This is a genomic window from Actinomadura chibensis NBRC 106107 (genome assembly GCF_001552135.1).
GTDB lineage: Bacteria > Actinomycetota > Actinomycetes > Streptosporangiales > Streptosporangiaceae > Spirillospora > Spirillospora chibensis.
Genome location: NZ_BCQP01000016.1, coordinates 165,193 through 189,798, shown reverse-complemented (window position 1 = coordinate 189,798; position 24,606 = coordinate 165,193). Strand labels below are relative to the sequence as shown.

At 73.4% G+C, this 24,606-nt stretch carries 26 protein-coding genes; 16 read left to right on the top strand and 10 right to left on the bottom strand.

Features of this window, described 5'->3' with window-relative positions:
- The first annotated feature begins 6 nt into the window (after positions 1–6).
- The 6 genes from ACH01S_RS09995 (at position 7) to ACH01S_RS09970 (ending at position 5,354) form a co-directional block, all read left to right on the top strand.
- A complete protein-coding gene (locus ACH01S_RS09995) occupies positions 7–408 on the top strand; it encodes an ArsR/SmtB family transcription factor (RefSeq protein WP_067888559.1) in 402 nt (133 codons plus the stop codon).
- A complete protein-coding gene (locus ACH01S_RS09990; protein WP_067888281.1) occupies positions 405–1,046 on the top strand; it encodes an SRPBCC family protein in 642 nt (213 codons plus the stop codon). Before ACH01S_RS09995 ends, ACH01S_RS09990 begins: the two co-directional genes overlap by 4 nt.
- Positions 1,043–1,486, top strand: coding sequence for a nuclear transport factor 2 family protein (locus ACH01S_RS09985; protein ID WP_067888278.1), 444 nt, complete (start codon positions 1,043–1,045; stop codon positions 1,484–1,486). The genes ACH01S_RS09990 and ACH01S_RS09985 overlap by 4 nt, the downstream gene beginning before the upstream one ends.
- 45 nt (positions 1,487–1,531) lie before the next feature.
- Positions 1,532–2,629 carry a TolB-like translocation protein gene (locus tag ACH01S_RS09980; RefSeq protein WP_148344646.1) on the top strand — a complete coding sequence of 366 codons (1,098 nt, stop codon included), beginning with the start codon at positions 1,532–1,534 and terminating at the stop codon, positions 2,627–2,629.
- 216 nt (positions 2,630–2,845) lie between these two features.
- A complete protein-coding gene (locus ACH01S_RS09975) occupies positions 2,846–3,463 on the top strand; it encodes a YbhB/YbcL family Raf kinase inhibitor-like protein (protein WP_218010208.1) in 618 nt (205 codons plus the stop codon).
- 178 nt (positions 3,464–3,641) lie between these two features.
- Positions 3,642–5,354 carry an MFS transporter gene (locus ACH01S_RS09970; RefSeq protein WP_067888272.1) on the top strand — a complete coding sequence of 571 codons (1,713 nt, stop codon included), beginning with the start codon at positions 3,642–3,644 and terminating at the stop codon, positions 5,352–5,354.
- 11 nt (positions 5,355–5,365) lie between these two features.
- On the opposite strand, the gene ACH01S_RS09965 is transcribed toward ACH01S_RS09970, so the two are convergent.
- From ACH01S_RS09965 to ACH01S_RS09955, 3 genes are all read right to left on the bottom strand, one after another.
- Positions 5,366–6,358 carry a hypothetical protein gene (locus tag ACH01S_RS09965; RefSeq protein ID WP_067888269.1) on the bottom strand — a complete coding sequence of 331 codons (993 nt, stop codon included), beginning with the start codon at positions 6,356–6,358 and terminating at the stop codon, positions 5,366–5,368.
- Between the two features lie 182 nt (positions 6,359–6,540).
- Positions 6,541–7,698 (bottom strand): DUF2637 domain-containing protein, encoded by a 1,158-nt coding sequence (locus ACH01S_RS09960; protein WP_169809242.1) that lies wholly within the window; start codon positions 7,696–7,698, stop codon positions 6,541–6,543.
- Positions 7,699–7,948: 250 nt separating this feature from the next.
- Positions 7,949–8,605: a dioxygenase family protein gene (locus tag ACH01S_RS09955; RefSeq protein WP_067888264.1), complete on the bottom strand. Its 657-nt coding sequence runs from the start codon at positions 8,603–8,605 to the stop codon at positions 7,949–7,951.
- Between the two features lie 258 nt (positions 8,606–8,863).
- On the opposite strand from ACH01S_RS09955, the gene ACH01S_RS09950 reads away from it, so the two are divergent.
- The 5 genes from ACH01S_RS09950 to ACH01S_RS09930 all read left to right on the top strand — a co-directional run bounded on the left by ACH01S_RS09950 (position 8,864) and on the right by ACH01S_RS09930 (position 13,775).
- Positions 8,864–9,994 carry an AraC-like ligand-binding domain-containing protein gene (locus ACH01S_RS09950; RefSeq protein WP_169809241.1) on the top strand — a complete coding sequence of 377 codons (1,131 nt, stop codon included), beginning with the start codon at positions 8,864–8,866 and terminating at the stop codon, positions 9,992–9,994.
- A gap of 136 nt (positions 9,995–10,130) precedes the next feature.
- Positions 10,131–11,480 (top strand): erythromycin esterase family protein, encoded by a 1,350-nt coding sequence (locus ACH01S_RS09945; protein WP_083980506.1) that lies wholly within the window; start codon positions 10,131–10,133, stop codon positions 11,478–11,480.
- A gap of 65 nt (positions 11,481–11,545) precedes the next feature.
- The gene (locus tag ACH01S_RS09940; RefSeq protein WP_067888258.1) at positions 11,546–12,337 is read left to right on the top strand and encodes a DUF427 domain-containing protein; all 792 of its coding nucleotides are present in this window, start codon (positions 11,546–11,548) and stop codon (positions 12,335–12,337) included.
- A 63-nt stretch (positions 12,338–12,400) separates the two neighbouring features.
- Positions 12,401–13,027 (top strand): LysE family translocator, encoded by a 627-nt coding sequence (locus ACH01S_RS09935; protein WP_067888550.1) that lies wholly within the window; start codon positions 12,401–12,403, stop codon positions 13,025–13,027.
- A 46-nt stretch (positions 13,028–13,073) separates the two neighbouring features.
- The gene (locus ACH01S_RS09930; protein WP_067888254.1) at positions 13,074–13,775 is read left to right on the top strand and encodes a Crp/Fnr family transcriptional regulator; all 702 of its coding nucleotides are present in this window, start codon (positions 13,074–13,076) and stop codon (positions 13,773–13,775) included.
- 22 nt (positions 13,776–13,797) lie between these two features.
- Here the strand turns inward: ACH01S_RS09930 and ACH01S_RS09925 are convergent, their stop codons facing one another.
- Positions 13,798–14,184 (bottom strand): DUF3291 domain-containing protein, encoded by a 387-nt coding sequence (locus tag ACH01S_RS09925; protein WP_067888251.1) that lies wholly within the window; start codon positions 14,182–14,184, stop codon positions 13,798–13,800.
- A 90-nt stretch (positions 14,185–14,274) separates the two neighbouring features.
- On the opposite strand from ACH01S_RS09925, the gene ACH01S_RS09920 reads away from it, so the two are divergent.
- Positions 14,275–14,844, top strand: a complete 570-nt coding sequence (locus ACH01S_RS09920) for a TetR/AcrR family transcriptional regulator (RefSeq protein ID WP_067888248.1) — start codon at positions 14,275–14,277, stop codon at positions 14,842–14,844.
- A 25-nt stretch (positions 14,845–14,869) separates the two neighbouring features.
- Here the strand turns inward: ACH01S_RS09920 and qcrB are convergent, their stop codons facing one another.
- Positions 14,870–16,543: a cytochrome bc1 complex cytochrome b subunit gene (gene qcrB, locus ACH01S_RS09915; protein WP_067888238.1), complete on the bottom strand. Its 1,674-nt coding sequence runs from the start codon at positions 16,541–16,543 to the stop codon at positions 14,870–14,872.
- A 370-nt stretch (positions 16,544–16,913) separates the two neighbouring features.
- Here qcrB and ACH01S_RS09910 point away from each other — a divergent pair, with 370 nt between their 5' ends.
- Together ACH01S_RS09910 and ACH01S_RS09905 are read left to right on the top strand one after the other, a co-directional pair.
- Entirely contained in the window at positions 16,914–17,549 is a 636-nt protein-coding gene (locus ACH01S_RS09910) for a sigma-70 family RNA polymerase sigma factor (protein ID WP_067888235.1), read from the top strand.
- The gene (locus ACH01S_RS09905) at positions 17,546–18,400 is read left to right on the top strand and encodes a hypothetical protein (RefSeq protein WP_067888232.1); all 855 of its coding nucleotides are present in this window, start codon (positions 17,546–17,548) and stop codon (positions 18,398–18,400) included. Before ACH01S_RS09910 ends, ACH01S_RS09905 begins: the two co-directional genes overlap by 4 nt.
- Before the next feature lie 43 nt (positions 18,401–18,443).
- Here the strand turns inward: ACH01S_RS09905 and ACH01S_RS09900 are convergent, their stop codons facing one another.
- Positions 18,444–19,085 (bottom strand): hypothetical protein, encoded by a 642-nt coding sequence (locus tag ACH01S_RS09900; protein WP_067888228.1) that lies wholly within the window; start codon positions 19,083–19,085, stop codon positions 18,444–18,446.
- A gap of 259 nt (positions 19,086–19,344) precedes the next feature.
- On the opposite strand from ACH01S_RS09900, the gene ACH01S_RS09895 reads away from it, so the two are divergent.
- Positions 19,345–19,896 carry a DoxX family protein gene (locus ACH01S_RS09895; protein ID WP_067888225.1) on the top strand — a complete coding sequence of 184 codons (552 nt, stop codon included), beginning with the start codon at positions 19,345–19,347 and terminating at the stop codon, positions 19,894–19,896.
- A 4-nt stretch (positions 19,897–19,900) separates the two neighbouring features.
- Here ACH01S_RS09895 and nrfD read toward each other — a convergent pair whose 3' ends face one another.
- Together nrfD and ACH01S_RS09885 are read right to left on the bottom strand one after the other, a co-directional pair.
- Positions 19,901–20,923 (bottom strand): NrfD/PsrC family molybdoenzyme membrane anchor subunit, encoded by a 1,023-nt coding sequence (gene nrfD / locus ACH01S_RS09890; protein WP_067888222.1) that lies wholly within the window; start codon positions 20,921–20,923, stop codon positions 19,901–19,903.
- Complete coding sequence (locus ACH01S_RS09885) at positions 20,920–21,747, bottom strand: 4Fe-4S dicluster domain-containing protein (RefSeq protein WP_246237083.1); 828 nt, start codon at positions 21,745–21,747, stop codon at positions 20,920–20,922. The genes nrfD and ACH01S_RS09885 overlap by 4 nt, the downstream gene beginning before the upstream one ends.
- Positions 21,748–22,041: 294 nt before the next feature.
- Between ACH01S_RS09885 and ACH01S_RS09880 the strand changes: the two genes are divergently transcribed.
- Positions 22,042–22,914 carry a glycoside hydrolase family 26 protein gene (locus ACH01S_RS09880; protein WP_067888217.1) on the top strand — a complete coding sequence of 291 codons (873 nt, stop codon included), beginning with the start codon at positions 22,042–22,044 and terminating at the stop codon, positions 22,912–22,914.
- Positions 22,915–22,965: 51 nt separating this feature from the next.
- Here ACH01S_RS09880 and ACH01S_RS09875 read toward each other — a convergent pair whose 3' ends face one another.
- Both ACH01S_RS09875 and ACH01S_RS09870 read right to left on the bottom strand, forming a co-directional pair.
- A complete protein-coding gene (locus tag ACH01S_RS09875; RefSeq protein WP_067888214.1) occupies positions 22,966–23,430 on the bottom strand; it encodes a nuclear transport factor 2 family protein in 465 nt (154 codons plus the stop codon).
- A 132-nt stretch (positions 23,431–23,562) separates the two neighbouring features.
- Entirely contained in the window at positions 23,563–24,597 is a 1,035-nt protein-coding gene (locus ACH01S_RS09870) for a threonine aldolase family protein (protein ID WP_067888211.1), read from the bottom strand.
- Positions 24,598–24,606 lie beyond the last annotated feature (9 nt).

Below are 24,606 nucleotides of genomic sequence, written 5' to 3'. Positions count from 1 at the left end.
TCCCTCGTGCACGCGTTCGATGTGCTGGGTGACCCAGTGCGCCGCCGGATCCTGGAACTGCTCGCCGAGGGCGAGCGGTCGGCCGGGGACGTGTCGGGCGTCATCCGAGCGGAGTTCGGTATCTCGCAGCCGGCCGTGTCGCAGCACCTGCGGGTGCTGCGGGACGCCGGGTTCGCGGTCGTCCGGGCGGACGGCGCCCGGCGGCTCTACGCCGTCGACGCCGCGCCGCTCCAGGAGATCGACGCCTGGCTCGACCGGTTCCGCCGGTTCTGGACGCCGCATCTGGACGCCCTGGCGACCGAGATCGCCCGCGGCAAGCGCGCACGCCGCGAACAGGACGACGACAAGCAGCACGATGACAAGCAGCCCGACGACAAGCAGCACGACGCCCCAGGGAGCGAGCTATGATCGACGTGTCCGGCCAGATCAACGCCGTGAGCCGCAGGGTCGGCGAGCGGGTGCTCGAAGCCGGTGAGGCGCGCACCGCGACCATCAGCCAGACCTACGACACGAGCATCGACGACCTGTGGAACGCCGTCACCGACCCCGAGCGCATCGCCCGCTGGTTCCTGCCGGTCTCCGGCGACCTGCGGCTCGGCGGCCGGTACCAGCTTGAGGGCAACGCGGGCGGGACGATCGAGCGCTGCGACCCGCCGAAGGGCTTCTTCGCCACCTGGGAGTTCGGCGGCCAGACCAGTTGGATCGAGGTCCGGCTGACCCCCGAGCCGGACGGCCGGTCCCGCTTCGAGCTGGAGCACATCGCCCACGTCGACGAGGACATCTGGGCCAGGTTCGGCCCCGGCGCCGTCGGCATCGGCTGGGATCAGGGGTTCCTCGGCCTCGCCCTCCACCTGCGGACCGGCGAGGACGTCCGCGCCGCCTACGGGGAGGCGTGGGCCGCGTCGGACGAGGGCAGGGAGTTCTCCCGGCTGAGCGGCGAGAGCTGGTACGAGGCCCACGTCGCGTCGGGCGCGGACCAGGCCGCCGCCCGCGCCTCCGCCGACCGCACCATCGCCGCCTACACCGGAAGCCCGGAGGCCTCATGAGCCCGACGCCGCGCGAGGTGTTCCTCCGGCTCGTCCACGGCGTGGCCGAGGCCCGCTTCGACGAGCTGCCGGGCCTCTACGCGGAGGCGACCGACGTCCGGCACCCGATGGCGACGCCGGAGTCCGCGCCGCTGACCGCGCGCGCCGAGCTCGCGGAGCACTTCGGCGTCCCGCCGGAGGTGCGCCCGACGCTGCCGAAGCGGCGCGTCGTCGATCCCGTCGTGCACGAGACGACCGACCCGGAAGTGATCATCGCCGAGTTCGCGTACGAGTTCGAGCGCCCCGGCGGGGCGACGGCGCGGGTGCCCTGCGTGTTCGTGATGCGGATCCGGGACGGCGAGATCGTCGAGTCGCGCGACTACATCGACCCGATCCGCACCTACCTGGCCCGCGGCGACGCCGACCTGCTGATCGACGAGATCAGGCGGGCCGCGGATTAGCCGAAAGCCGCGCGCGCGGCCGCCGCCGGGCGGCATGATCATCACATGGCGGACGATGCGCGCGGCCGTGATCCGGTGTCCTGGCGGGTGCGGCGCTGGGCGGCGCCGGTCGCGGTGGCCGCGGCCGTCGCGGGCTCCGTCGGCGCGGCGAACCTGCTGGCGGACGAGCCCGCCGCGCCCGGCGCGCCCGCCGCGAGACCGCGCTTCATCCTCACGGTCGGGCGCTCCGTCCCGCGGGGCCCGGGGCCGGAGCCGTGGTTCGAGGTCCGGTCGGTGCCCGGGCCGGACGGGCGGGACCGGCTGGTGGACTCGGTCGCGCGGCCGTCCCCGTCCGCCGGGGCGGCGGAGGAGATCCTCGCCGGTCCGGGGAACACGTTCGTGGTCGTGTCCACGCGGGACGCGCCGTGCGAGTCCGTCCTCTACCGGTTCCGGCTCACCGGCGGCGGCCGGGTGACGGGCCTCAGGCCGGTGGGCGGGGGCGGCACGCCCGCGCGCGTCGCCGGACCGGCGCTCAGCCCGGACGGCGACCGGATCGCCTACGCCACCGCGCCCTGCGCCGGCGACGCGCGTCCGAGCGCCGCGCTGACCGTCCTCGACCTCCGGTCCGGGCGCCGCCGGACGTGGAGCACTCCCGGCCCGGCCGTCCTCGGCGACATCGTCTGGGCCGGCGACGGCCGGACGCTCGGATACGCCGTCAGCGACGTGCCGCCGACCGCGTCCCCGGAGTTCGAGAGCGGCCTCGGCCGGATCGGGCGGGACGTCGCCGACGCCACCGTGTACGCCCTCGACACCCGCGCGAAGGGCGCCGACCTGCGGGCGGGCCGCGTCCTCTTCCGCCAGCCGGACGGCCCGGGAGTCGTCACCGCCGCCGTCATGGACGAGGACGGGCGCACGGGCTACGGGGTCATGAAGGAGCCGGGGCGGGTCGTCACCTTCGGGTTCGCCGAGGGGAAGCCGATGCGCGTGACGCACACCACCGAGACCAAGGCGGGCTCGGTCGACTTCGTCGCGCTCTCCGCCGCCGGGGACCGGCCGCGATACGCGTGCCTCGGCGGTATCGACGCGTTCGGCAGGGTCGTCGACGGAGATCTGGTGACCGCGAACGCCGGGCCACGGCAATGCGGGTCCGCGTTCGCGCATTGACGCCCCGCCCCCATTGAATGAAGCGCGCCGGACCGGCCGTCCGGTTGGCAGGGACCGACAAGGACGCGCGTTCCCCGGCGGGAAACCGCAGCCGACGCGGGCGGTCGATCCGGCACGGTTTGCGATGGCCGCCCCCGGCCCCGGTTCCTACACTTCGGCCAACGGCGAGGAAAAAGGGCGGGGCGTCAGGATCACTGCCATTCTTAGGAGCCCTCCGTGATCATCAAGCGAACCGTCTCATCCGTCCTGCTCGTCGTCTGCGCCGCGGCCGCGCCGGTGGCCGCCGCCGCGCCCGCGCCGGCCGCGCCGGACCCCGCAGCGCCCGCGCCGGCGGCCCCGAAGCGGGCCGCGTTCACCATCACGAGCAGCGCCTTCCCGCCCGGCGGGATGATCCCGAAGGTGCACGAGTGCACCAGCAGCGGCGACAACGATCCGGGCAAGAAGAACGAGTCGCCGCCGTTCGCGTGGTCTGGCGGACCGGCCGAGGCGAAGAGCTACGCGATCATCATGCGGGACCTCGACAACAACGCCCTGCTCCACTGGATCATCTACGACATCCCGCCGGACGTCGCCGCGCTCCCGCAGAACGTCGAGCACGTCTACCAGCCGACGGTCCCGAAGGGCTCGCGGCAGGTCTATTACCGCGGAAGCGCGAGCCTCTTCGGATATCAGGGGCCGTGCTCGCCCTCTTCGGTGAACACCTACGAATTCACCCTCTACGCGCTCAACCGCGCGACGCTCACCGAACTGAACGACAAATCCACGACCCGTGCCGCGGCCGATGTCATCGCCAAGGCGACGATCGCGACGACCAAGGTCTCCGGCGAGTCCTGAGCCGCGGCGCCGCCTGAGAGCGCGCGGAGAACGCGCCGGAGGGCGCCTCTGTCCCAAGCGGGCGGAGGCGCCCTCCGCGTTTTCCGGCCACCCCGGCGCCCGCCTCGCGAGTCGGCATCCGCTTATGATTAGTTAGCGGAAGAAACTATCTGCCCGACGACCGGGAGGGGTTCGGGACGTGCCGTCCAAGCACTATCCGTGGATCGCGCTGAGCAATACGACACTGGGCATGCTGCTGGCAACGGTCAACTCCTCGATCGTGATCATCTCGCTGCCGGCGATCTTCCGCGGCATCCATCTCAACCCGCTCGAACCCGGCAACGTCAGCTACCTGCTGTGGATCCTGATGGGCTACATGCTCGTCTCGGCGGTGCTGGTCGTGACGCTCGGACGGCTCGGCGACATGTTCGGGCGCGTGCGGATGTACAACCTCGGGTTCGCGGTGTTCACGGTCGGGACGATCGTCCTCGCGCTGGACCCGCTGCACGGCGGCGCGGGCGCGGTCTGGCTCATCGGCTGGCGGGTGTTCGAGGGCGTCGGCGGCGCGATGCTGATGGCGAACTCGGCCGCGATCCTCACCGACGCCTTCCCGGCGGACCGGCGGGGCATGGCGATGGGCGTCAACCAGGTCGCGGGCATCGCTGGAACGTTCCTCGGCCTCGTCGCGGGCGGCCTGCTCAGCGAGGTCAACTGGCGGCTCGTGTTCTTCGCCTCGGCCCCGATCGGGATCGCCGGGACGATCTGGGCCTACCGCAGCCTCAACGAGACCGCGACCAGGGCCGTCGGCGCGAAGATCGACTGGCTCGGCAACGCGACGTTCGCCGTCGGGCTGACCGCGCTGCTCGCCGGGATCACCTACGGCATCCAGCCCTACGGCGGCCACGACATGGGCTGGACGAACCCCTGGGTGCTCGGCGGGATCATCGGCGGCGTGGCCGTCCTCGCCGCGTTCTGCGTGATCGAGACGAAGGTGGCGCAGCCGATGTTCCACCTCGGGCTGTTCCGCATCCGCGCGTTCGCGGCCGGGAACCTCGCCGGGCTGCTCGCGGCGATCTCGCGCGGCGGGATGCAGTTCATGCTGATCATCTGGCTGCAGGGCATCTGGCTGCCGCTGCACGGCTACGACTTCGAGGACACCCCGCTCTGGGCCGGGATCTACCTGCTGCCGCTCACCTGCGGGTTCCTCGTCGCCGGGCCGATCTCCGGGCACCTGTCCGACCGGTACGGGGCGCGGGCGTTCGCCTCCGGCGGGCTCGTGCTGTCCGCGCTGGCCTTCGCCGGCCTGCTGGTGATCCCCACCGACTTCGGCTACGGGACGTTCGCGCTGCTGATCTTCCTCAACGGGATCGGGTCCGGGCTGTTCGCCGCCCCGAACACCACGGCGATCATGAACTCGGTGCCGGCGGACCAGCGCGGCGTCGCGTCCGGGATGCGCGCCACGTTCATGAACGCCGGCATGGTGTTGTCGATCGGCGTGTTCTTCTCGCTGATGATCGCGGGCCTGTCGAACACGCTGCCCCGGACGCTGACGCGGGGGCTGACCGAGCACGGCGTCCCGGCCGGGCCCGCCGCGCAGGTCGGGGACCTGCCGCCGGTCGGCACGCTGTTCGCCGCGTTCCTCGGCTACAACCCGATCCAGAACCTCCTCTCGCCGTTCGGGGTGCTCGGCGGGCTCGCGCCGGACGACCTGCACACCCTCACCGGACGCTCGTACTTCCCGAACCTGATCTCCGAGCCGTTCCACCAGGGACTCGTGATCGTGTTCAGCATGGCGATCGCGATGTCGCTGGTGGCGGCGCTGGTGTCGCTGATGCGCGGCCGCCGCTACGTGCACGGCGACGACGTCCGGGACGAGCCCGCCCTGCAGAACGCCTCACCCGGCGCCGCCTGACCGCGGGCGGCCTAGGGCACCCGCGGGCACCCGCTCGGCGGCGGCGTCGACGGCGGCGACTCCGGCCCGGCCGACGTCGCGGGCTTCGGCCGGCGCGCGGGCAGGCCGGGGCCGTCCCGGCGCGTGTTGTGCCGCTTCATGACGCCGTGCAGGTCGGGCATGCCGTTGCGGCCGTCCGCGTCGGCGAGGGACGGGCAGGCCCAGGCGTCCTGCCGTCCCCACGAGTAGCTGATGTCGAACGCGGGCCGGGGGACGAACCGGTCCCAGCGCGCGAGCATGCTCCGCATCTCCGCGGCGGCCGGGAGCCGCCAGTTGTGGTCGCCCGCGTTGCAGCTCTGCCCGAACGTCTGAAACACCGGGACGACCATCCGGCTCGGGATCTCGGCGCGGCGCGCCTGCCCGAGCATCCGGTCGATCGCCGACAGGTCGCAGCGGCCCCCCTCGGCCCGGCACGGGTAGGGGTCGAGCCCGACGAGGTCGAGATGGGACGCCGACGGCTTCAGCGGCTCCATCTCCCAGTCGGTGAGCGACGCGAACGCCTTCTGCCGGGGCGCGTACCGGTGGACGGCGTCGGCGCGCTCGCGGATCTTTCCGACGACGTCGGGGCACTCGGCCGGGTTCGGCTCGTCGGACAGGTACCAGCCGTAGACCCGGTCGTCGCCCGCGAACCGCTTCACCAGCCCGGCGAACTCCGACACCTCGTCCGGCGCGAAGGGGCCGCAGGTGGTGTTGCCGACCCAGATCAGAGCACGCCCGCCCTTCGGCAGGGACGCGATGTCGCCCTCGTCCGGCTCGGTGTCGAACAGGTTGTAGCCGAGCGCGGCCGCCTTGGCGCGGTCCCCGGCGGGCATGTTCAGCGCGACGTGCAGGGTGCCGCTCGGGTACACGATCGGGGCGGCGGCGGGACGGGCGGCGGCGTCGCCGGCCGAGGGGGCGAGGAGGTACCCGGTGAGGGCACCGCCGAGGGCGGCCGCGGCGGCGACCGCGGCGAGAGGCGTCTTCATCGGATCTCCCGGCGTCGCGGGGGCGGCCGCGCCGCCCCCGCCACCGTCGGACGGCGCGGCGCGGACCGGAGGACACGCACAGCCTGACACGGACCGCGCGTGATCATGTGAATACGCGAAGGACCGGCCGCCCGCAATGACGGGGGCGGCCGGTCCGGAAAGTGCCGGGTGGGGCTGGAGCCTCAGACGCGCCAGGAGCGGACGAGCTCGTCCAGCGCGGCCTGGTCGTAGACGATGCCCTGCGCCCGCAGCTCCTGCGCGACGAGCTCGCCGTCGCCGTGGTGCTTGGCCAGCAGCCGGTACACCGCGTACGGGAACCAGTGGTTGTCGCTGATCCGCTGGATCTCGGCCTCGTCGGAGGTGTAGCCCTCCGACCGCACCTCGGCGAGCGTCGCGGCGACGTCGCCGTGCCGGCGCTCCAGGATCTCGATGACGAGGGCGCGCAGGTTCTCCGGGTCGGGGCCGGGGGCGGGCTCCTCGACGGGGGCGGGCGCGCCGTAGCCGCTGCGGCCGTTCATCGCGCCGCGCGCGGCGGCGCTCACGACGGCGAGCTCGGGCTCGGGTTCGGGCTCCGGCTCGGGGGCGGGCGCGGGCCGCCGGGCGGCGGCCGCGGCCTGGACGGCGGTGCTCGGCGCGGGCGCCGCCTCCGCCGCGGCGGCGGCCGGGGCCTCGGCGGGCGCCGCGGGCTCGGCCGCGTCGGCGGACTCCCCGTCCCGCGCCTCGGCGGCCTCCGGGGTGCCGGACTCGATCGCCTTACCGGCGTGGCCGGGCACCTGGATCTGCGGGAACGGCCCGGTGTTGCGCAGCGGCATCAGCGTGATCTGGTTCAGCGTGACAGGGCCGGCGATCGCGCGGGCCTGCGGCTCGGCGGGCTTGCGCTGCTCCTCCTCGTCGTCGCGCGCGACGTACCGGTGCAGCGTCCGCAGCAGGACGAACAGGCCGAGCATCGACACGATCGGCGGGACGGCGGCCGTCGCCTGGTAGGAGAACGTCTTGTTGCCGACGTGGCCCACGTTGAAGACCAGGCTGGCCGTCCACCCGGCGAGGGCGATGGTCAGCGGGAGGAAGAAGTCGAGCCAGCTCAGCAGGGCCCGGCGGCGGAGCACGAACGCGTCGATGGCGAGCAGGAACAGGCCCAGCTCGCCGACGATGATGAACAGGTCCACCAGCAGGGGGAACGACTCGGCCTTCCAGCCGCGCAGGCCGTGCTCCATCGCCCAGTGGTAGAGGCCCGCGTAGGACTGGGCGAACCCGCCGGCGGTGGCGGTGAGGACCGCCGCGGCCATGAAGGCGATGGCCCCCCAGCGTGTGATGACCTGTGCCCGGTTGCCAACGCTCATGCGGCCTGTGCTCCCAGATTTCCTTACCCAACACAAAAGTGATCGGTGGGAGACTATCCATTCCTTAGGCGTTTCGTGGGGGATTCTCATCACCCGGGCATGCGGATGTCCCCGCCGGGGCGCGCCGGTGCCCGGGCGGGGACTGGATTCCGCGGGAGCTACGGAACCTGAGCTACACGTCCGGCAGAGGGACGTGTGCGCGCGTCGCGCGCGCGTTCCGGCGCCTGCTCATCGGAGGCTCACACGTGGCTCACGCTTGGATCACGAAGTCGATCGTGCCGGTCCGCACGCCATTGGGGCCGGTGCCCATGGTCATGAGGAGCCTGCGGTCGAAGATCGTGTCGGTGTTGTTCCGCGGCTCGTTCGGGAAGTAGAGCTGCGTGGTCAGGATCGGGCGGTTCGGCGCCTGGACCTTGACGTGGATGTGGCGCGTACGGCCCGGGTACAGGCCGGGCACGATCGTCGTCAGGGAGTAGCGGCCCTGGGCGTCGGAGTACTGGTGCCCGCGGAAGGTGTAGCCGACGTTGTCGTAGTTCCCGGCGTTGTCGGCCTGCCAGAAGTCGAGCAGCGCGTGCGCGACCGGCTGGCACGCCTGGTTGTAGACGATGCCGGAGACGATGAGCTTCGTGCCGGCCTGGCCGGTCGAGATGTCGCTGCGCTCGGGGGAGCCGGGCGAGAAGTACGGGCCCTCGGTCTGGGGCGGGGTGGGGGAGCTGTCACCATCGGTGCACTTCGGCGTCAGTTCCAGCCACTGGGGCTTGACCCCGGCTTCGGCGGTCGCCGAGTTCACCGCGGTCACGGCCGCGGGCACCGCAAGAGCGCCGAGACCGGCGGCGACGATGAAGCTCTTCCGGCTGATACCGGAATCCTGCTGGTCCTGAGCCTGGTCCTGCGCGTCCTCTGGCATGGGGGGTTCCTCTCGAGGTCTTCCGGACGTCCGGGATCTTCCGTCCGTCCGGTTGGCGGGGCGCCCTGGGAGTGCGTCGCGAACATGTATAAGCCGGTCACGAGGGGTTGGTCTTGGGTTTCCGTGCCGGACATTTGTTGTCGAGTGACAAAGCCCGCCGCGACCCTCGTGCCGACTCGCTCATTGACCTTCCTGACCCGGAGTAGCAACCTGGCGGGTGGCGTCCGAGACCCCCCGCCCGCTCACCGGAGGAGCGTCATGCCAACGCTCGCTGACACCTCGGACCACCCTGCCCGCGATCAGGCCGACTACTGGCGGCACCTGATCAGCTCGGCATTCGGGCCGTTCCATGTACAGCCGTCCCTACCTGGGGCTTTCGCCGCTCGGCTGACCGGCCGCACGTTCGGACCGGTCGAGGCCGGCGACGTGCGCGCGCCGGCGCACGCGGTGCGCCGCAGCGCCCGGCAGATCGCCCGCGACACGCGCGAGTGCTACAAGCTCGGCCTCATGCTGCGCGGCTCGTGCGTTCTGCGGCAGAACGGCCGCTATGCCCGCGTCGGTGCAGGTGACGTGGTGTTCTACGACCTGACCCGCCCGGTCGACATATCGTTCGACGCGCATCACATCTTCACCGTGGTCATCCCGCACCGTGCCGTCCCGCTCCCACAGGACCGCCTCGCCGCCTTCGGCGGCACCCTGCTCACCGAGGGCTCCCGCAACGGCCGCCTCGTCTCCTCGCTCCTCTGCGCCCTCGCGGAGGACAGCGCCATCGAAGCCGAACTCGCCGCCGACCGGGCGGCGGAGCGGATGGCGGACAGGCTGACGGCGGACGTGCTGGCGGGCGGAGGCGTCGAGATGACGGTGGACAGGGCGATCGGCGCGACGGCCGACCGGACGAACGGAACGGCGCTGGCCACGGCCGACGTCGACCTCGGCACGGGCGACGAGCCCTACGCCCACCACCTCGGCGGCGCCATCGTCGAGCTGGTGACCGGGACGGCCAGCGAATGGCTCGGCGCGCCGACCGCGCCGTCCCCGGAGGGCGCCGAGATGCTGCGCGCGATCAAGGAGTGGATCGAGACGCGGCTGCACGACCCGGCGCTGTCCCCGGCGGCGATCGCCGAGGCGCACCACATCTCCGTCCGGCAGCTGTACCGGGTGTTCCAGCCCGCCGGGACGACCGTCGCCCGCTACGTCCGGACCCGGCGGCTCGAACACTGCCGCCGCGAGCTCGGGGACCCGTTCCTCGGGACGCAGCGGATCGGCGCGATCGCGAACCGCTGGGGGCTGCCCGACGCGGCGGCGTTCAGCCGCGCGTTCCGCGCCGCGTACGGCGTGACGCCCACCGCCTACCGGGCCGCCACGACCGGCATCCGGCGGGACCTGTAGGGCGCCGCGCGGCGGCGGCCGCTGGGCGTCGTGGAAAGCCCTGTACGTCCCTCTCCGCATCCTTTGCCCGATCCGGGGAACGCGGCTGTGGAGGGCGGACGACGACGGCCCGAGGCCGGACAGGGGGGACGCCGAGATGCCGCAGCCGCGAGGCGACGACCGTTTCACGCGCGGGAGGGTCGAGGGCGTCGCCGCGGACGTCCTCGGCGCCGCCCTCCCGCTGGAGTACGAGGACGACCTGGACCCCCTCCTCGACCGGATCGGGGACGCCCGCTGCGTGCTGGTCGGCGAGGCCAGCCACGGCACGCACGAGTACTGCGCGTGGCGGGCGGCGCTGACGAGGCGGCTGGTCGCCGAGCGCGGGTTCTCGTTCGTCGCGGTCGAGGGCGACTGGCCGGACGTCCGCCGCGTCGGGCGCAGCGTGACGCTCGCGCCCGGCGCGCCGGACGACCCCCGCGACGTCCTCGCCGCGTCCGGCCGGTGGCCCGCGTGGATGTGGGCCAACGAGGAGACCGCGAAGCTCTGCCGGTGGCTGCGCGACCGCAACGCGGGGCTGCCGTCGTCCGAGCGGACCGGCTTCTACGGGCTGGACGTCTACGGCCTGTGGGAGTCGCTCCGGGCCGTCGCCGACCACGTGGCCGAGCACGCCCCGGACCACCTGGACGCGACGCTGGAGGCGTTCGGCTGCTTCGAGCCGCCCGCCGCGGGGCGGGCGGCGGCGGGGCGGCGCGCCGCGCTCGTCCCGGACGCGGCGGCGGACGAGGTGCTCGCGCTGCTGACCAGGCTGCGCCGCCCCGTCACGCAGGGCGGCGGCCGGGAGCCGGTGGACGCGTTCGACGCCGGGCACAACGCCGAGGTCGCGGCGGGCGCGGAGCGCTACTACCGCACCCTGCTCGGCGGCGGTCCCGAGGCGTGGAACGCCCGGGACGCGCACCTGGCCGACACGCTCGACCGGCTCATGGCGTTCCACGCGTCCGAGCGGGGGACGGGCAAGGCGGTCGTGTGGGCGCACAACTCCCAGGCCGGGGACGCCCGCGCGACCGGCATGGCCGCCGCCGGGATGGTCAGCCTCGGCCAGCTCGCGCGGGAGCGCCACGGGCCGGACGAGGTCGTCCTCGTCGGGTTCGCGGGCGGGCCGGGCGAGGTGGTCGCGGCCCCGCGCTGGGGCGCGCCGATGGAGGTGATGCACGTCCCGCCGCCGGAGCACGGGTCGCTGGAGGCGGCGCTCGCGGAGTCGGAGCTGCACCGCGGCCTGTTCGTCGTCCCGCCCGAGGAGGACAAGCCCGCGTTCCTCACCGACACGCTCGCCGAGCGCGCGATCGGGGTCGTCTACGACCCGGACCGGGACGGGCGGCAGTACGTCCCGGCGCGGCTCGCCGACCGCTACGACGCGCTGTGCTGGTTCCGGATCACGTCGGCGCTCCAGCCGCTCCACCAGGACGCCGACGCCCGCGGGGAGCGGGTGGCGGCCCCGTCGCGGGTCTGAGCGGTCCGCGGCTGGGGGATCATGGGAAGCGGGCCATCCGAGCCGACGCAAGGTTGGGAGCACGCATGTCGCTGACGCTGCGGCCGGGACCGCTCGCGGGCTCGCCGGGAGCCGACGTCAACTACGCCATTGACGGACCCAAGCACAAGCTGTTCATGCACGAGTTCCCGCGCAGGGTGCACGCGCGGTTCGCGGGGGAGACCGTCCTCGACACCGTGCGCGGGATGCTCCTGCACGAGACGGGGCTGCTGCCCGTGCTGTACGTCCCGGAGGAGGACGTCCGGACCGACCTGCTTGAGCGGACCGACCGCTCGACGCACTGCCCGTTCAAGGGCGACGCCGCCTACTGGACGGTCCGCGTCGGCGACCGCGCCGCCGAGAACGCGGTGTGGGCCTACCCGGAGCCGAAGCCCGAGGCGTCCTGGCTGCGCGGCCTCCTGGCCTTCTACTGGGACCCGATGGACGCCTGGTACGACGAGGACGAGGAGGTCCACGGCCACCTGCGCGACCCGTTCCACCGGGTGGACGCACGGGCGTCGTCCCGGCACGTCCGGGTCCTGCTGGACGGGACGGTCGTCGCCGAGACCGAGCGGCCGAAGGTGCTGTCGGAGACGGGCCTGCCGAACCGGTTCTACATCCCGGCCGAGGACGTCCGCCGCGAGCTGCTGACGAAGAGCGAGAAGCGGACCGTGTGCCCGTACAAGGGCCAGGCGACCTACTGGTCCCTGGAGGGCGCCGAGAACGCCGCGTGGTCGTATGAGGACCCGCTGGAGAACGCGTTCAAGGTCCGCGGGCACTTCTCGTTCGACCACGACGCGCTGACGATCGAGGCGGAGCCGCCGCCGACGACGGCCTGACCGGTTCCGGCCCGCCGTTAATGGGGTCGCGGCCGGACGCGTCGCTGCCGCATGATGTCGACCATGGTGGACATTTCGCTGTACGCGGCGTTCGTCGTCGCGGTCCTCGCCCTCTGCGCGACCCCGGGGCCCGACATGATGTTCATCGTCGCGATGGGCGGGCGCGGCGGCCCCCGCACGGGCGTGATGGCCGCGACGGGGGTGGCCACCGGCGCGCTCGTGCACGCGATCGCCGCGACGCTCGGGCTGTCCGCGCTGTTCAGCACCCTGCCCGTGCTGTACCACGTGCTGCGCTGGGCGGGCGCCGCGTACCTGCTCTACCTCGCGGTCAAGTCGTTCCGCGACTGCGGCGGCTTCGACGGCGAGACCGGCGCGGTCGGGCCCGGCCGGCGGCGCGCCTACTGGCAGGGCATGGTCACGAACCTGCTCAACCCGAAGGTGATCCTGTTCAACATCGCCTTCCTCCCGCAGTTCGTGGACCCCTCGATCGGGCACCCGATGGCGCAGCTCCTCGTGCTCGGCGTGACGCTCGTCCTCATCGGCTTCGCCTTCGACGCGGGGGTCGGGCTGGCCGCCGGGCGGCTCGCCGACCTGCTGCGCCGCAGCCGCCGGGCGGCGCGCTGCCTGAACGTCTTCAGCGGGACGGTCCTCACCGGCCTCGCGGTGCGCCTCATCGCCGTCCCGAAGTGAGGCCATCGGGTTTACTGTTCTGGTAAGGAACAGGCAAGGAGGGCCGGTGGCACCGTACGCGGCGTCCGCTCCGCGTCATGGGTTCTGGGCGGCGCTCGACCCCGACCAGCGGCGGGTGCTCCGCGCTGCGGCGCGGCCCCGGCAGTTCCCGGTCAAGGCGCCGCTCGTGTACCAGGGCGACGAGTCCGACCACGTCATCGTCATCGAGCGCGGCTGGGCGAAGGTGACCTCGACGACCGAGGACGGCCACGACGTGGTCCTCGCCGTCCGCGGCCCCGGCGACCTGCTCGCCGAGAGCGCCGTGCTCGGCGGCCGGACGCGGTCGGCCACGGTGACCGCGCTGTCGCCGGTCCGCGCGCTGGTGGTGCCCGCCGTCCGCTTCACCGGCTTCCTGGACGCCTACCCGGACGCGTGGATGCTCGTCACCAGCACGTTCGTCCAGCGCATCGACGACGCGGACCGCCGCCTCACCGCCCACATGACGAGCCGCGGCACGCAGCGGCTCGCGACGCTCCTGGCCCACCTGGCCGAGCTGTCGGCGCTGCACGCGCCGCCCGCCGCGGACGGGTCGATCGAGATCGCGCCGCCGCTGTCCCAGGAGGAGCTCGGGAGCTGGATGGACGCGTCCCGCGAGACGGTCGCCCGCGCCCTCAACGGGCTGCGCCGCGAGGGGCTGATCCGCACCGGCTGGCGCCGGATCACCGTGACCGACCTGCCCGGCCTGCGCGAGTTCGCCAAGGAGACCTGACGGCGCGCCCCGGCCGGGCGTCTCAGTTCTCCGCGATGCGCCGTTCGGCCTCCGGCCAGTCGATCGGCAGGTCGCCCGCCTTGGCCTCCCAGAACACGAACGTGGAGTCGCGCATCACCGCCCGCTTGCGGCGCATGACGGCCTTGTGCGGCTCGGCGGCCGAGTAGGCGTACAGGGCCTTCTTGTCGCGCCACGCGGAGAGCGTCCAGAACGTCCGCTTGAACGGCTCGGCCCTCAGCGCGACGCCGACCGCGCCGTCGGCCGCGCGGGCCTGGCGGAGCAGGACGAGCGAGGCGCGCAGGAAGCCCGGCACGTGGCGCAGCGAGCGCACCTCAAGCCGGGACGCCATGACCACCACCTCGGCGTCGGGCTCGGCGTCCGCGAGTCTCGCCCACGGGATCGTCGGCATGGGTCCCCCAAAAAGTCACGGCGATATCTTGTCAGTGACTAGATTGCCATCCGGGCGGCGAACTTGTCAATGGAAAGATATGATCGCGGCATGACCGAGCAGCGTCCGCAGCCGAGCTACCACCACGGGAACCTGCGCAGGGCCGTGCTCGACGCCGCCGTGGCGGCGATCGCCGAGGCGGGCCCGGCGGGCTGGAGCCTGCGCGAGCTGGCCCGCCGCGCGGGCGTCTCGCACGCCGCGCCCGCGCACCACTTCGGTGACAAGACCGGCCTGCTCACCGCCGTCGCCGCCGAGGGCTACGCGCTCTTCGCCGACGCCCTCGAAGCCGCGGGCGACGACCTGCACGAGACGGGCCTCGCCTACATCCGCTTCGCCGTCGACCACCGGGCGTACTTCGAGGTGATGTTCTCGCCGGGGCTCTATCGTCCGGACGACCCGGAACTGAGCGCCGCCCGCGCGCGCGCCAACCGGGTGCTCACGGCGGGCGTCCGCGGCGCCATGGCGGGCGGCCCCGGGGACGAGGAGACGGCCGGGCTCGCCGCCTGGTCGATCGTGCACGGCTTCGCGCACCTGTGGCTGAGCGGCGCCCTGCCCGCCGGCCTCGGCGACGACCCGGTGGCCGCCGCCGGTCCGGTCATCCGCATGCTGTTCGAGCGCTGACCGCGGGGGCGCGGGGGGCGGGGCCTCAGCGCTTGGCGGCCGAGCCGGAGCCGGTGATCTCCTTCCGCCCGGCGCCGTTCCCATCGACCGGCGTCTGCTCCGGGACGGCGGCGAGGTCGGCCCGGAACCGCCGGTTCAGCGCGGCCCGCATCCGCCGCACCCCGCCGCGGGCGCGCGGGCTCTCGACGCCGTCGAGGTCGGGCGGGACGTCCAGCGGCACGGCCACCGCCGGGCGCGGGTCGGTGATCGCGGCGATCTCCGCGTCCGGCAGCGGCCGCTCGACCTCGCTGAACCTCCCGTCCGGCGACATGCGGATCACGCCGGTCTCCAGCCCGTGCTCCGCCAGGCCGAGGTCGCGCCGCTGCAGGCCGACGCAGATGCGGTAGGCGACGGCGTAGCCGAGCAGGGGTCCGAGGACGACCGCGCCGCGGAAGAACCAGGTCGTCCAGAACAGCGGGATCTCGAACCGGTCGGCGAGGACGTCGTTGCCGCCCGCGAGCCACAGCACGCCGTAGAACACGATCCCGGCGACGCCGATGCCCGTCCGGGCGGGGACGTCGCGCGGCCGGTCGAGCAGGTGGTGCGTCGCGTGGTCGCCGGTCACCCAGCGTTCCAGGAACGGGTAGGCGGCGAGGCCGCCGATCAGCAGGCCGAGGACGACCAGCCCCGGGATCGCCACGCTCAGCGAGAGCGTGTGCCCCCACGCGTCGATCTCCCAGGCGGGCATGATCCGCAGCCCGCCCTCCAACCAGCCCATGTACCAGTCCGGCTGCGAGCCTGAGCTGATCGCGCCCGGGTCGTAGGGCCCGTACAGCCAGACGGGGTTGATCTGGACGAACGCCGCCAGCAGCGTCGCCACCCCCAGCACCCACAGGAACAGCGACGTGGTCTTGGCGATGAACACCGGGAAGAACGGATAGCCCTTGACGGTCGTGTTCGAGCTGCCCTTCCCCGGGAACTGGGTGTGCGTCTGCCGCCAGGTCAGCACCACGGCGTGCAGCGGGATCAGCGCGGCGAGGATGCCGGGGATCAGCAGGACGTGGATCACGTACAGGCGCGGGACGATGTCCGTCCCCGGGAACTCGCCGCCGAACAGGAACATCACCGCGTACGACCCGACGAGCGGGACGGACAGCGTCACGCCCTCCACCACGCGGAGCCCCGTCCCGGACAGCAGGTCGTCCGGCAGCGAGTACCCGAACAGCCCGTTGAACATCACGAGCACGAACATGGCGAGGCCCAGCAGCCAGTTCAGCTCGCGCGGCTTGCGGAACGCGCCGGTGAAGAAATTGCGCAGCAGGTGGACGAGGATCGCGCCGATGAAGATGAGCGTCGCCCAGTGGTGCAGCTGCCGGACCAGCAGCCCGCCCCGCACGTCGAAGCTGATCTTGAGCGTGGAGGCGTACGCCTCGCTCATCTCCACGCCCTTCAGCTTCGTGTACGACCCGTCGTAGACGACCTCGTGCATGCTCGGCTTGAAGAACAGCGTGAGGAACACCCCGGTCAGCAGGATGATCACGAACGAGTACATGGCGATCTCGCCGACCAGGAAGCTCCACTGGTCGGGGAACGCCTTGCGCATGGCCTTGCGGGCGAACCCGGTCGTGCCGAACCGCTCGTCGAGCGCCCGCGCCGAGGCGTCCACCGCCTTCGGCGGCCTCCGTCCGGCCGTCCCGCCGCCCCTCCGCGTCGCCGCCATCGTCAACGCCCTCCCGTCGCCGTGTCGAGCAGTGCCGGTTCTGGCATAAAGACCCGGTTCGACGAGAGAACGTGACATCAACACGATGTGGACCCGATCACATGGGCCCGATGTTCCGCCCTCCAGCGGAATGAGAAAGATCTTGACCCCGGGGTTCCCGTTGATCTTGCTTTCGGGCCTCTTACCGGTGAGGGCCCGCCGCCGTACGGCAGGCGCCATCCGGGGCCGGGGCGGGCCGGGACGGAAATGAGACGGGGACGGATGAACCTGATAGCGGTGGTGGCGGCGCTGGCGCCGGTGATCGGCGCGGTGATCGGTGTGGTGGACGGCCGGTTGCGGGCGCGGCGGGACCAGCCCCGGCGGGCCGGTGATGAGTGATGGCGACGACCTGGGGGCCGCGCGCGGCAGCGCGCCGGATCCCAGCGGCGGCGGCCACCCGGGCGCCGAAGCCGGAGCGGTCGCGGCGCGACAGGACTACCTCGACTTCTTCGCGGCCGAGTTCCCTCTGGTGGTGCGGTTCGTGATGCTCGACGGCGCCGATCACCACAAGGCGCAGGACTGCGCTCAGCACGCGTTCCTGAAGGGCTGGCAGAGGGTGCTGGACGGCCGGTGGGGGACGGTCGGCGAGCCGCGGGCCTGGATCCGCACGGTGGCGCTGCGGCATCACCGGAGCTCCTACCGCCCTTGTCCGGAGATCCCGGTCCAGCGGTTGCCGGACGCGATCGCGCCCGGCCCGGGGCACGCCGAGCTGACCGGCCAGGAACGCGACCTGGTCGCCGTCCTCCAAGTGCTCCCGGAGGACGTGCGGACGGTCCTGGCGTTCCATCTGGATGACATCTCCAATTCCGTCATCGCCGCGCACCTGGGCGTGACCGAGCAACGAGTCCGTGACCTGCTCAAGAGGGCCCGCCGCAATCTCAAGAAGCACCTGACCACGCCCGAACGCCCGGCGGGCGCCGTGGGCGGCGCCGATACGGCCGACCGCGAAGGGAGACGCGAGCGATGAGCGGCTTCTCGCACGACGAGCCCCCCTCCGACGACGAGTTCCCCGGACCCGGCCTCAGCGACGCCGAGCTGGACGCCGTCCTCGCCGCCGGCCACGCCCGGCTGCTCGACCATGTGCGGCTGGTCGCGGACCCGACCGCCGTGCTGGTCGCCATGCTCGACGCCGCCGCTGGCCCACCGGCGGACCCGGTCGATCCTTCCCCCGGCGGCGCCGATGCCCCGCCGTCCGCGGTGACGAGGGCCGCCGACCAGATCAAGGCGCGTGCGCGTGCTCGCGATCTCGTGGTCACTCTCAACACCGCCCGCGCTGTCGCCTTCGACCTCAGCGAATTGCTGGAACGCCATCCCGACCGCTGGACCGGCGGGAGCGCCCTCGCCTTGTCCCGGGGCCTCGCCAGCGACCTGGCCGACGCCCTGCTCGTCATCCCCGACCACCCCCGCAGAGAGCATCTCGCCATTGATATCTCCCGTGGGCTCGCCAACGCCTGGGAGGAGGCTCGCGCCATCACCGAATGCCTAGGGCACCCCCTCGGTGTCGAAAGGCTCCGTGGCCGTGACGGCGCCTTCGCCAACGTCCGCCAACTCGTCATCAACCTCGACCGGGCCTTCGAGTTCGCCTGCACTCTCGACCGCGACCTGATGGAGGTCGGGGTGGACGCCTCCGGCGCCGATCTGACCAGTGCGCTCTTGCGTGACCTGACAGTGCTGAACGGGGTGGTGTGGGACGAGGGCACGCGCTGGCCGCCCGGGCTGCGCGCGCGTGTCGCCAGCCTCTCGGAGGAGATCGATCCGGGCGTCTACCGGGTGCGCGGCGGTACCGAACGCGATCCGCACGCGCTGTCGGGACGCTAGCGACGTGAGCGGCCGCGCGTGCCCTGGGGCGGGAGGGGCGGGGTCAGCAGGTGTGGAGGGCGAGGCGGGGGCGGCGTTCGTAGCGGGGGCGCCAGCTCGTCCGGTAGACGAGGCGGATCGGCGGCGGCAGGAGCCGCAGCACCGCCCGGCGGGTGCGGTCGTCGGCGCCGTCCAGCAGCCACGGCAGGAACACGCCGAGCCCGCGCATGCCGAGCTCGCGGCGGAACTCGACGTCGAACGTGCCCCACTCGAACGCGGTGAGCGTCTTCGGGACGAGGGGCAGCACGTCCGACTCCTTGAAGTCGAGGAGGTCGTCCGCGGCGGCGCCGAGCCATTGGGCGCACTCGGCGAACATGGCGCGGCTCCGCTGGTCGAGTGCGGTGTCCATCGCGTCCATCGGGGGGACGGTCCGCAGCGCGTGCAGCGTCATCTCGTCCAGGACGGCGCCGACCCCGTCCAACCCGTCGGCGGCCTTGGCGTACATCACCGTCCAGAGGGCGCTCTTCTCCGCGACGTCCTGCACGCGCCAGTGGAGCCTGAACAGCGACCAGCTGTTCTCGATCGCCGTCCAGTCGAGGGCGCCCCGGCGCGCGGCGGCCGACCCCAGCCGGGCCGCGTCGCGGCGGAACGCGCCGTACGCGGCGTGCAGCATCGTGAGGTCGAACCGCCTCGGCTCGCTGCCCATGGCGCCTCCCAGCTCTCCGCACCCGGCGCCCCCGCGGCGGAGGGGAGCGCCCGTTAGAGAAGATGGATCGACCGCCCGGAATGTGACGTGATCCGGAACTCGCCTCCTTGTGATCTGCCCCACGGCACGGCCGGTAACCGGTCCCGGCCGAACCGGACTCGGTGATCCCCGGCCCGCGCCCTCGGTCCGCCCGGATCGTTCCTGTACGTTGGCGGGACGCTCGGACGGGGACGTCCGGAATCAGGGAAAGGGGCCGTGAATGTCAGTGGACGCGGCGAGCATCGACATCGCGTCCCTCGTCCTGCGGGTGTCGGTCGGCGGCACCCTCGTCGCCCACGGGTGGAACCACGCGTTCGGCGGCGGGAGGATCGAGGGCACGGCGGGCTGGTTCGAGTCGATGGGGCTGCGGCCGGGGAGGCTGCACGCCCTGATGGCGACCGGCACCGAGCTGGGCGCCGGCGTCCTGCTGCTGCTCGGGCTGCTCACCCCGCTCGCGGCGGCGGGCGCGGTCGGCACGATGGCGGTCGCGTTCGTCACCGCACACCTGCGCAACGGCTTCTTCATCTTCCGCCCGGGGCAGGGCTACGAGTACGTCCTCATGATCATCCTGGTGGCGTGCGCGCTCGGCGCGCTCGGCGGCGGCGCGGTCTCCCTCGACCGCGCGCTCGGCGTGGACGGCGAGCTCGCCGGCTGGACGGGCCTCGCGATCACCGCCCTCGCGGGCGGCCTCGGCGCGGCGGCGCTGCTCGCGGTGTTCTGGCGGCCGGGCCGCGAGCCGGCCGGGGAGCCCGCCGAGCAGACCGCGGCCTGACGGCTCAGCCGGACCGTTCGGCCTCGGCCCGCGCGGCCAGGCGCTCCCGCTGCGGGACGACCGTGTACTTCGGGTCGCGCGCCGACTGCATCCCGGCGTGGAAGACGCCGAACCGGGTGAACGCCGAGCCCGCGAGGAGCGCCGTCCCGCTGAGGACGGCCGCCGCGCGGTCGCGCCCGGCGAACAGCGCCGCGCCGCCCGCGCCCGCCGCCGAGAGCACCGCGCCGGTGCGCATGAGCCGTCCGGCCTTGCCCTTGCGGTAGGGCTCGGCGACGAACCCGACGCGGCGGCGGAGCGTGCTCGCCGCGGCGGCCTCCAGGACCGTGCCGAACACCGCCGCGCTGCGCATCGGCCCGTTCTCGCGGAGCGGGGACGCGACGAGCCCCATCCCCGCCGCCGCGGCCGTGGCCGAGCCCGCGAACACGAACGGCAGCTCGCGGTGGCCCTCGTGCCAGGCGGGCACCGCCGTGTCGGCGGCGAGGACCGCCGTGTAGGTGGTGACGGCCGGGCCGAGCGCCGCCGCCGTCGCGGTGGCCGCGCCGCCGAGCCGGGGGAACAGGCCCGTCACGTCGAGGACGGCGGCGCCGCCCACGGCCGGGCCGTACGCCGCGAGCAGCCAGGAGCCCACGCTCATCGGCGAGGTCGGCTTCATCACCCGCAGCATGTTGAGGAAGCGCTTCGGGCGTCCGAGGTCGTGGATCAGCGCGGCCGTCGACCCGAGGATCGCCGCCAGCGAGGACGCCTTCAGCGCCCGCGCGGCGGTGGGACGCCCGGTGAGCCGCGCCCCGGCGGCGAGCACCGAGCCCGCCCCGGCCAGCCCGCCGAGGAAGAAGTAGGCGGCGATGTCGGCGGAGTTCCAGACCGGCGGGTTCAGGACGGGCTTGCCGTAGTAGGAGGTGAACTCGGCGTCCGGGACCATCGCCCGCTCGCCGCGCCGCCCCCGGCGCCGGACGCCCCGCCCGACCTGCGCCTCCCGGCCGGGGCGCGCGCCCTTCAGGCCGTCCTTGCCGACGTCGGACGTGCTCATCGGCCGCCTCCGCTCCGGCCGTGGACGGCGAACACGGCGGCGATCCCGCCGAGCAGCGTCGCCGCCGCGACCCCCGCGTGCGCCCACATCGACGGCAGCTCGCGCGTGGTGACCACTGGGTCGGGCGGCAGCCCGTACACCTCGGGCTCGTCCAGGAGCAGGAAGAACGCGCCGTCGCCGCCGACGCCGTCGTCCGGGTCGTGGCCGTAGAGGCGGGCGTCGTCGACGCCGAGGTCGTGCAGCTGGTCGACGCGCATCGCGGCGCGCTCGCGCAGCTCGTCGAGCGGGCCGAACTGGATGGAGTCCGTCGGGCACGCCTTCGCGCACGCGGGTTCCTGGCCCGCGCCGAGCCGGTCGTAGCAGAGCGTGCACTTCCACGCCCGGCCGTCGCCCTTGCGCTGGTCGATGACGCCGTAGGGGCAGGCGGGGATGCAGTATCCGCAGCCGTTGCAGATGTCCTCCTGGACGACGACCGTCCCGAACTCCGTGCGGAAGAGCGAACCGGTGGGGCAGACGTCCAGGCAGGCGGCGTGCGTGCAGTGCTTGCACACGTCGGACGCCATCAGCCAGCGCATGCCCGCCGCGCCGTCCGGGCCGTCCGCGCCGTCCGGGCCGCGCTCGGCGCCCGTCTCCGCCTGCCCGATCGGCTTGTCCTGCTCGATGAACGCGACGTGCCGCCAGGTGTCCGCGCCGAGGCCCTGCGTGTTGTCGTAGGACATCCCGGTGAACTCCAGGCCGTCCTCGGGGACGGCGTTCCATTCCTTGCAGGCCACCTCGCACGCCTTGCAGCCGATGCACACGGACGTGTCGGTGAAGAACCCCATGCGCGGCGGCGGGTCGGGATACCCGGCGCCGGCGGTGGCGCCGGGCTCGGCTCCGGCGAGCAGGTTCCGTCCGATCAGGCTGCCCATCCCACGACCCTCCTCGCGATCCGCGCGGACCCTCTCCGAGTTCCCGGAGACGCGTGCCCTACACGCGCCGGGCGGCTCCGGCGCCACTGCCCGGCGCGGACACAAGTCCCTGACCCCGGTGGGCGAATACCGCGCGCACGCCTGGCATCGGCTGGGCCGTCCGGTGACCATCCTGGTGGGGGTCGTCGACCCGATGCCGGGGGAACGATGACGCATGCCAGACCCGACGCCCGGAACCTGGGCCGGAACGCGATCCTGTGGGGGGCCGCCGGAGACCGGCTGTCCGGCTCCGACTTCCCGGCGATGGACGACGATTTCGGCCCCCTCACCATCCGCCGCTCCTACCAGCCCGCCGCCGTCGGGATGCCGGAGAGCTGGGCGGACTCCAACGCGGGCGTCGACGTCGGCGCCCGCGCGTCCTGCTGGAGCGGGAAGCCGTCCATCACCGCCATGGCCCGGGGCGCCCTCGACCGGGAGACCGTCGCGTTCCTGCGGTCGATCCCGAAGGACCACCTCGCGTTCGTGAGCATCTGGCACGAGGCGGACGGCAAGATCCGCAGCGGCTCGTTCGGCCTCACCGTGTACCTGGCCGCCTTCCGCCGGTTCTGCCGCCTCGTCCAGCGGGTGAAGGCCGACGGGTGGCCGCGCCTCCACACGATCCAGATCCTCACCACCTGGTCCGGGACGTCCCCGCGCGCCGGGTCGACCTACGCCGACCTGTGGCCGGGCGACGACCTCGTCGACTGCCTCGGCGTCGACGGCTACTCCCACGTCGGCACGCAGGAGTCGCTGTGGGGGCCCGCCGTGGAGTTCGCCGACTCCAAGGGGATCCCGTGGGCGGTCCCCGAGATCGGCTACGGCCGGACCGGCACGCGGGACGTCGGCTGGCTGAACGACCAGGTCGAGTACCTGACGTCCACGGCGGCCGGCGGCCGCCACACCCGCTGCGCGTTCGCCTGCTGGTTCAACACGGCCGGGCCGATCTCCGTCCGCACCCCGGGCGGAAACCCGGCGTGGGTCGCCGCGGCGAGGTCCGCCTCCCGCAGATACCACTGCGACCCGGCCGAGTTCATCCTCTGAGGCGGTTCCGGGGGAGGCCCGACGCGGCTCGATCAGGGCCCGAGAGCTGCGTCAGTCTCGCCAGCGCCAGACCGGTCTCCTCTCGATGAAGTCGATCTGGACCGTCCGGCGCTCGATCCGCCAGAAGCCGCCCTCCCGCCGGTAGGCGTCGCCGCAGCGGACGTGCCAGGCGAAGTCGGTGGGCTCTCCCGGCCCGTCCTCGTCGAGATGGTGCACGACGCAGGCGACGCGCCCGGTCGCCGTCGCGTTCTCGCGCCCCGGATCGAACACCTGGCCCACGATCTCGTGCGACGTGCGCGGGAACCTCTCCAGGTACCGGAGCGCCTTGGCGATCTCGTCTCGTCCCGTGACGGAACGGACGGGTTCGAGCTGCTCCGGAGGGTCCGGCAGGGTGAGCACCGCGTCGTCGGCGAAGAGGCCCGCGAGGCTGGTGTACTTGACCTGGTCGGCGTAGAGCGCGTACCTGGCGACGAGGTCGGCGAGCGCGATCCGGTCGCGCGGATCGAGCACCCTCATGAGAGCCCCGCGCGCCGCGCCGGCGGCACGCCGCCGAGCGCGGCGGACCTCTCCGGCGGCCGATGAACCTCGCCGCACCGCGGCGCGGGGAACCCAGGACCCGGCGACATGCCCGGAGCATACAGGGCGCGTTCAGGCGGTGGTCAGTGCCTTCACGGTCCGGGCGGCGGCGGTACGGACGTCCTCCTCCGACCGTCCGAGGAAGGTGACCGCGCGCAGCACGCCCGGATGATGCGCGTTCGACCACAGGACGCCGTGGGAGCGGAGCCGCTCCTGCGCGGCGCCGCGGTCGAGGCCGAGGGACGCGACGTCCAGGAAGACGAAGTTCGTGTCCACGTCGGCGGGGTCGACCGGCAGTCCTCCTTCGGCCAGCAGCGTGGCGAAGGTGCGGGCGTTGGCGTGGTCGTCGGCCAGTCGGGCGATGTTGTGCCTGAGCGCGTAGCGGGCGGCGCCCGCGAGGACGCCCGCCTGGCGCAGCGAGCCGCCGAGCATCTGCCGGATCCGGCGGGCCGGGGCGAGGACGTCGGCGCGCCCGACGAGCGCCGCGCCCGCCGGGCAGCCGAGGCCCTTGGAGAAGCAGACGGCGACGGTCCGGGCCCGCGCGGTGATCCGGTCGGGCGGGACGTCCAGCGCCACGGACGCGTTGAACAGCCGCGCCCCGTCGATGTGGACGGCGAGCCCGAGCTCGTCGCAGGTGTCGTAGAGGTCGTCCAGGGCGGCGGTCGGCCAGGCGCGCCCGCCGGAGACGTTGTGCGTGTCCTCGACGAGGGCGAGCGCGGTGCGGGGCCGGTGCTCGGAGTCGCCGACCTGGGCGGTCGCGCGCACCTGCGCCCCGGTGAACACCCCGGCCGTCCCGGGCAGCCCGGTGACGACGGCCCCGGCGAGGAAGGCGGGGCCGCCCGCCTCGTAGCGGAACATGTGGCTGTGCCGCTCGCCGACGATCTCCTGGCCGCGCTCCACCTGGCACAGCATCGCGATCTGGTTGGCCATGGTGGCCGACGGGACGAACACCGCCGCCTCCTGGCCGAGCATGCCGGTCAGGTCGTCCTCCAGGGCGCGGACGGTCGGGTCCTCGCGCACCTGCTCGTCGCCGAGCGGGGCGGTGGTCATCGCGCGCAGCATGCCCTCGGTGGGCAGCGTCATGACGTCGGAGCGAAGGTCGATCATGAGAGGGCC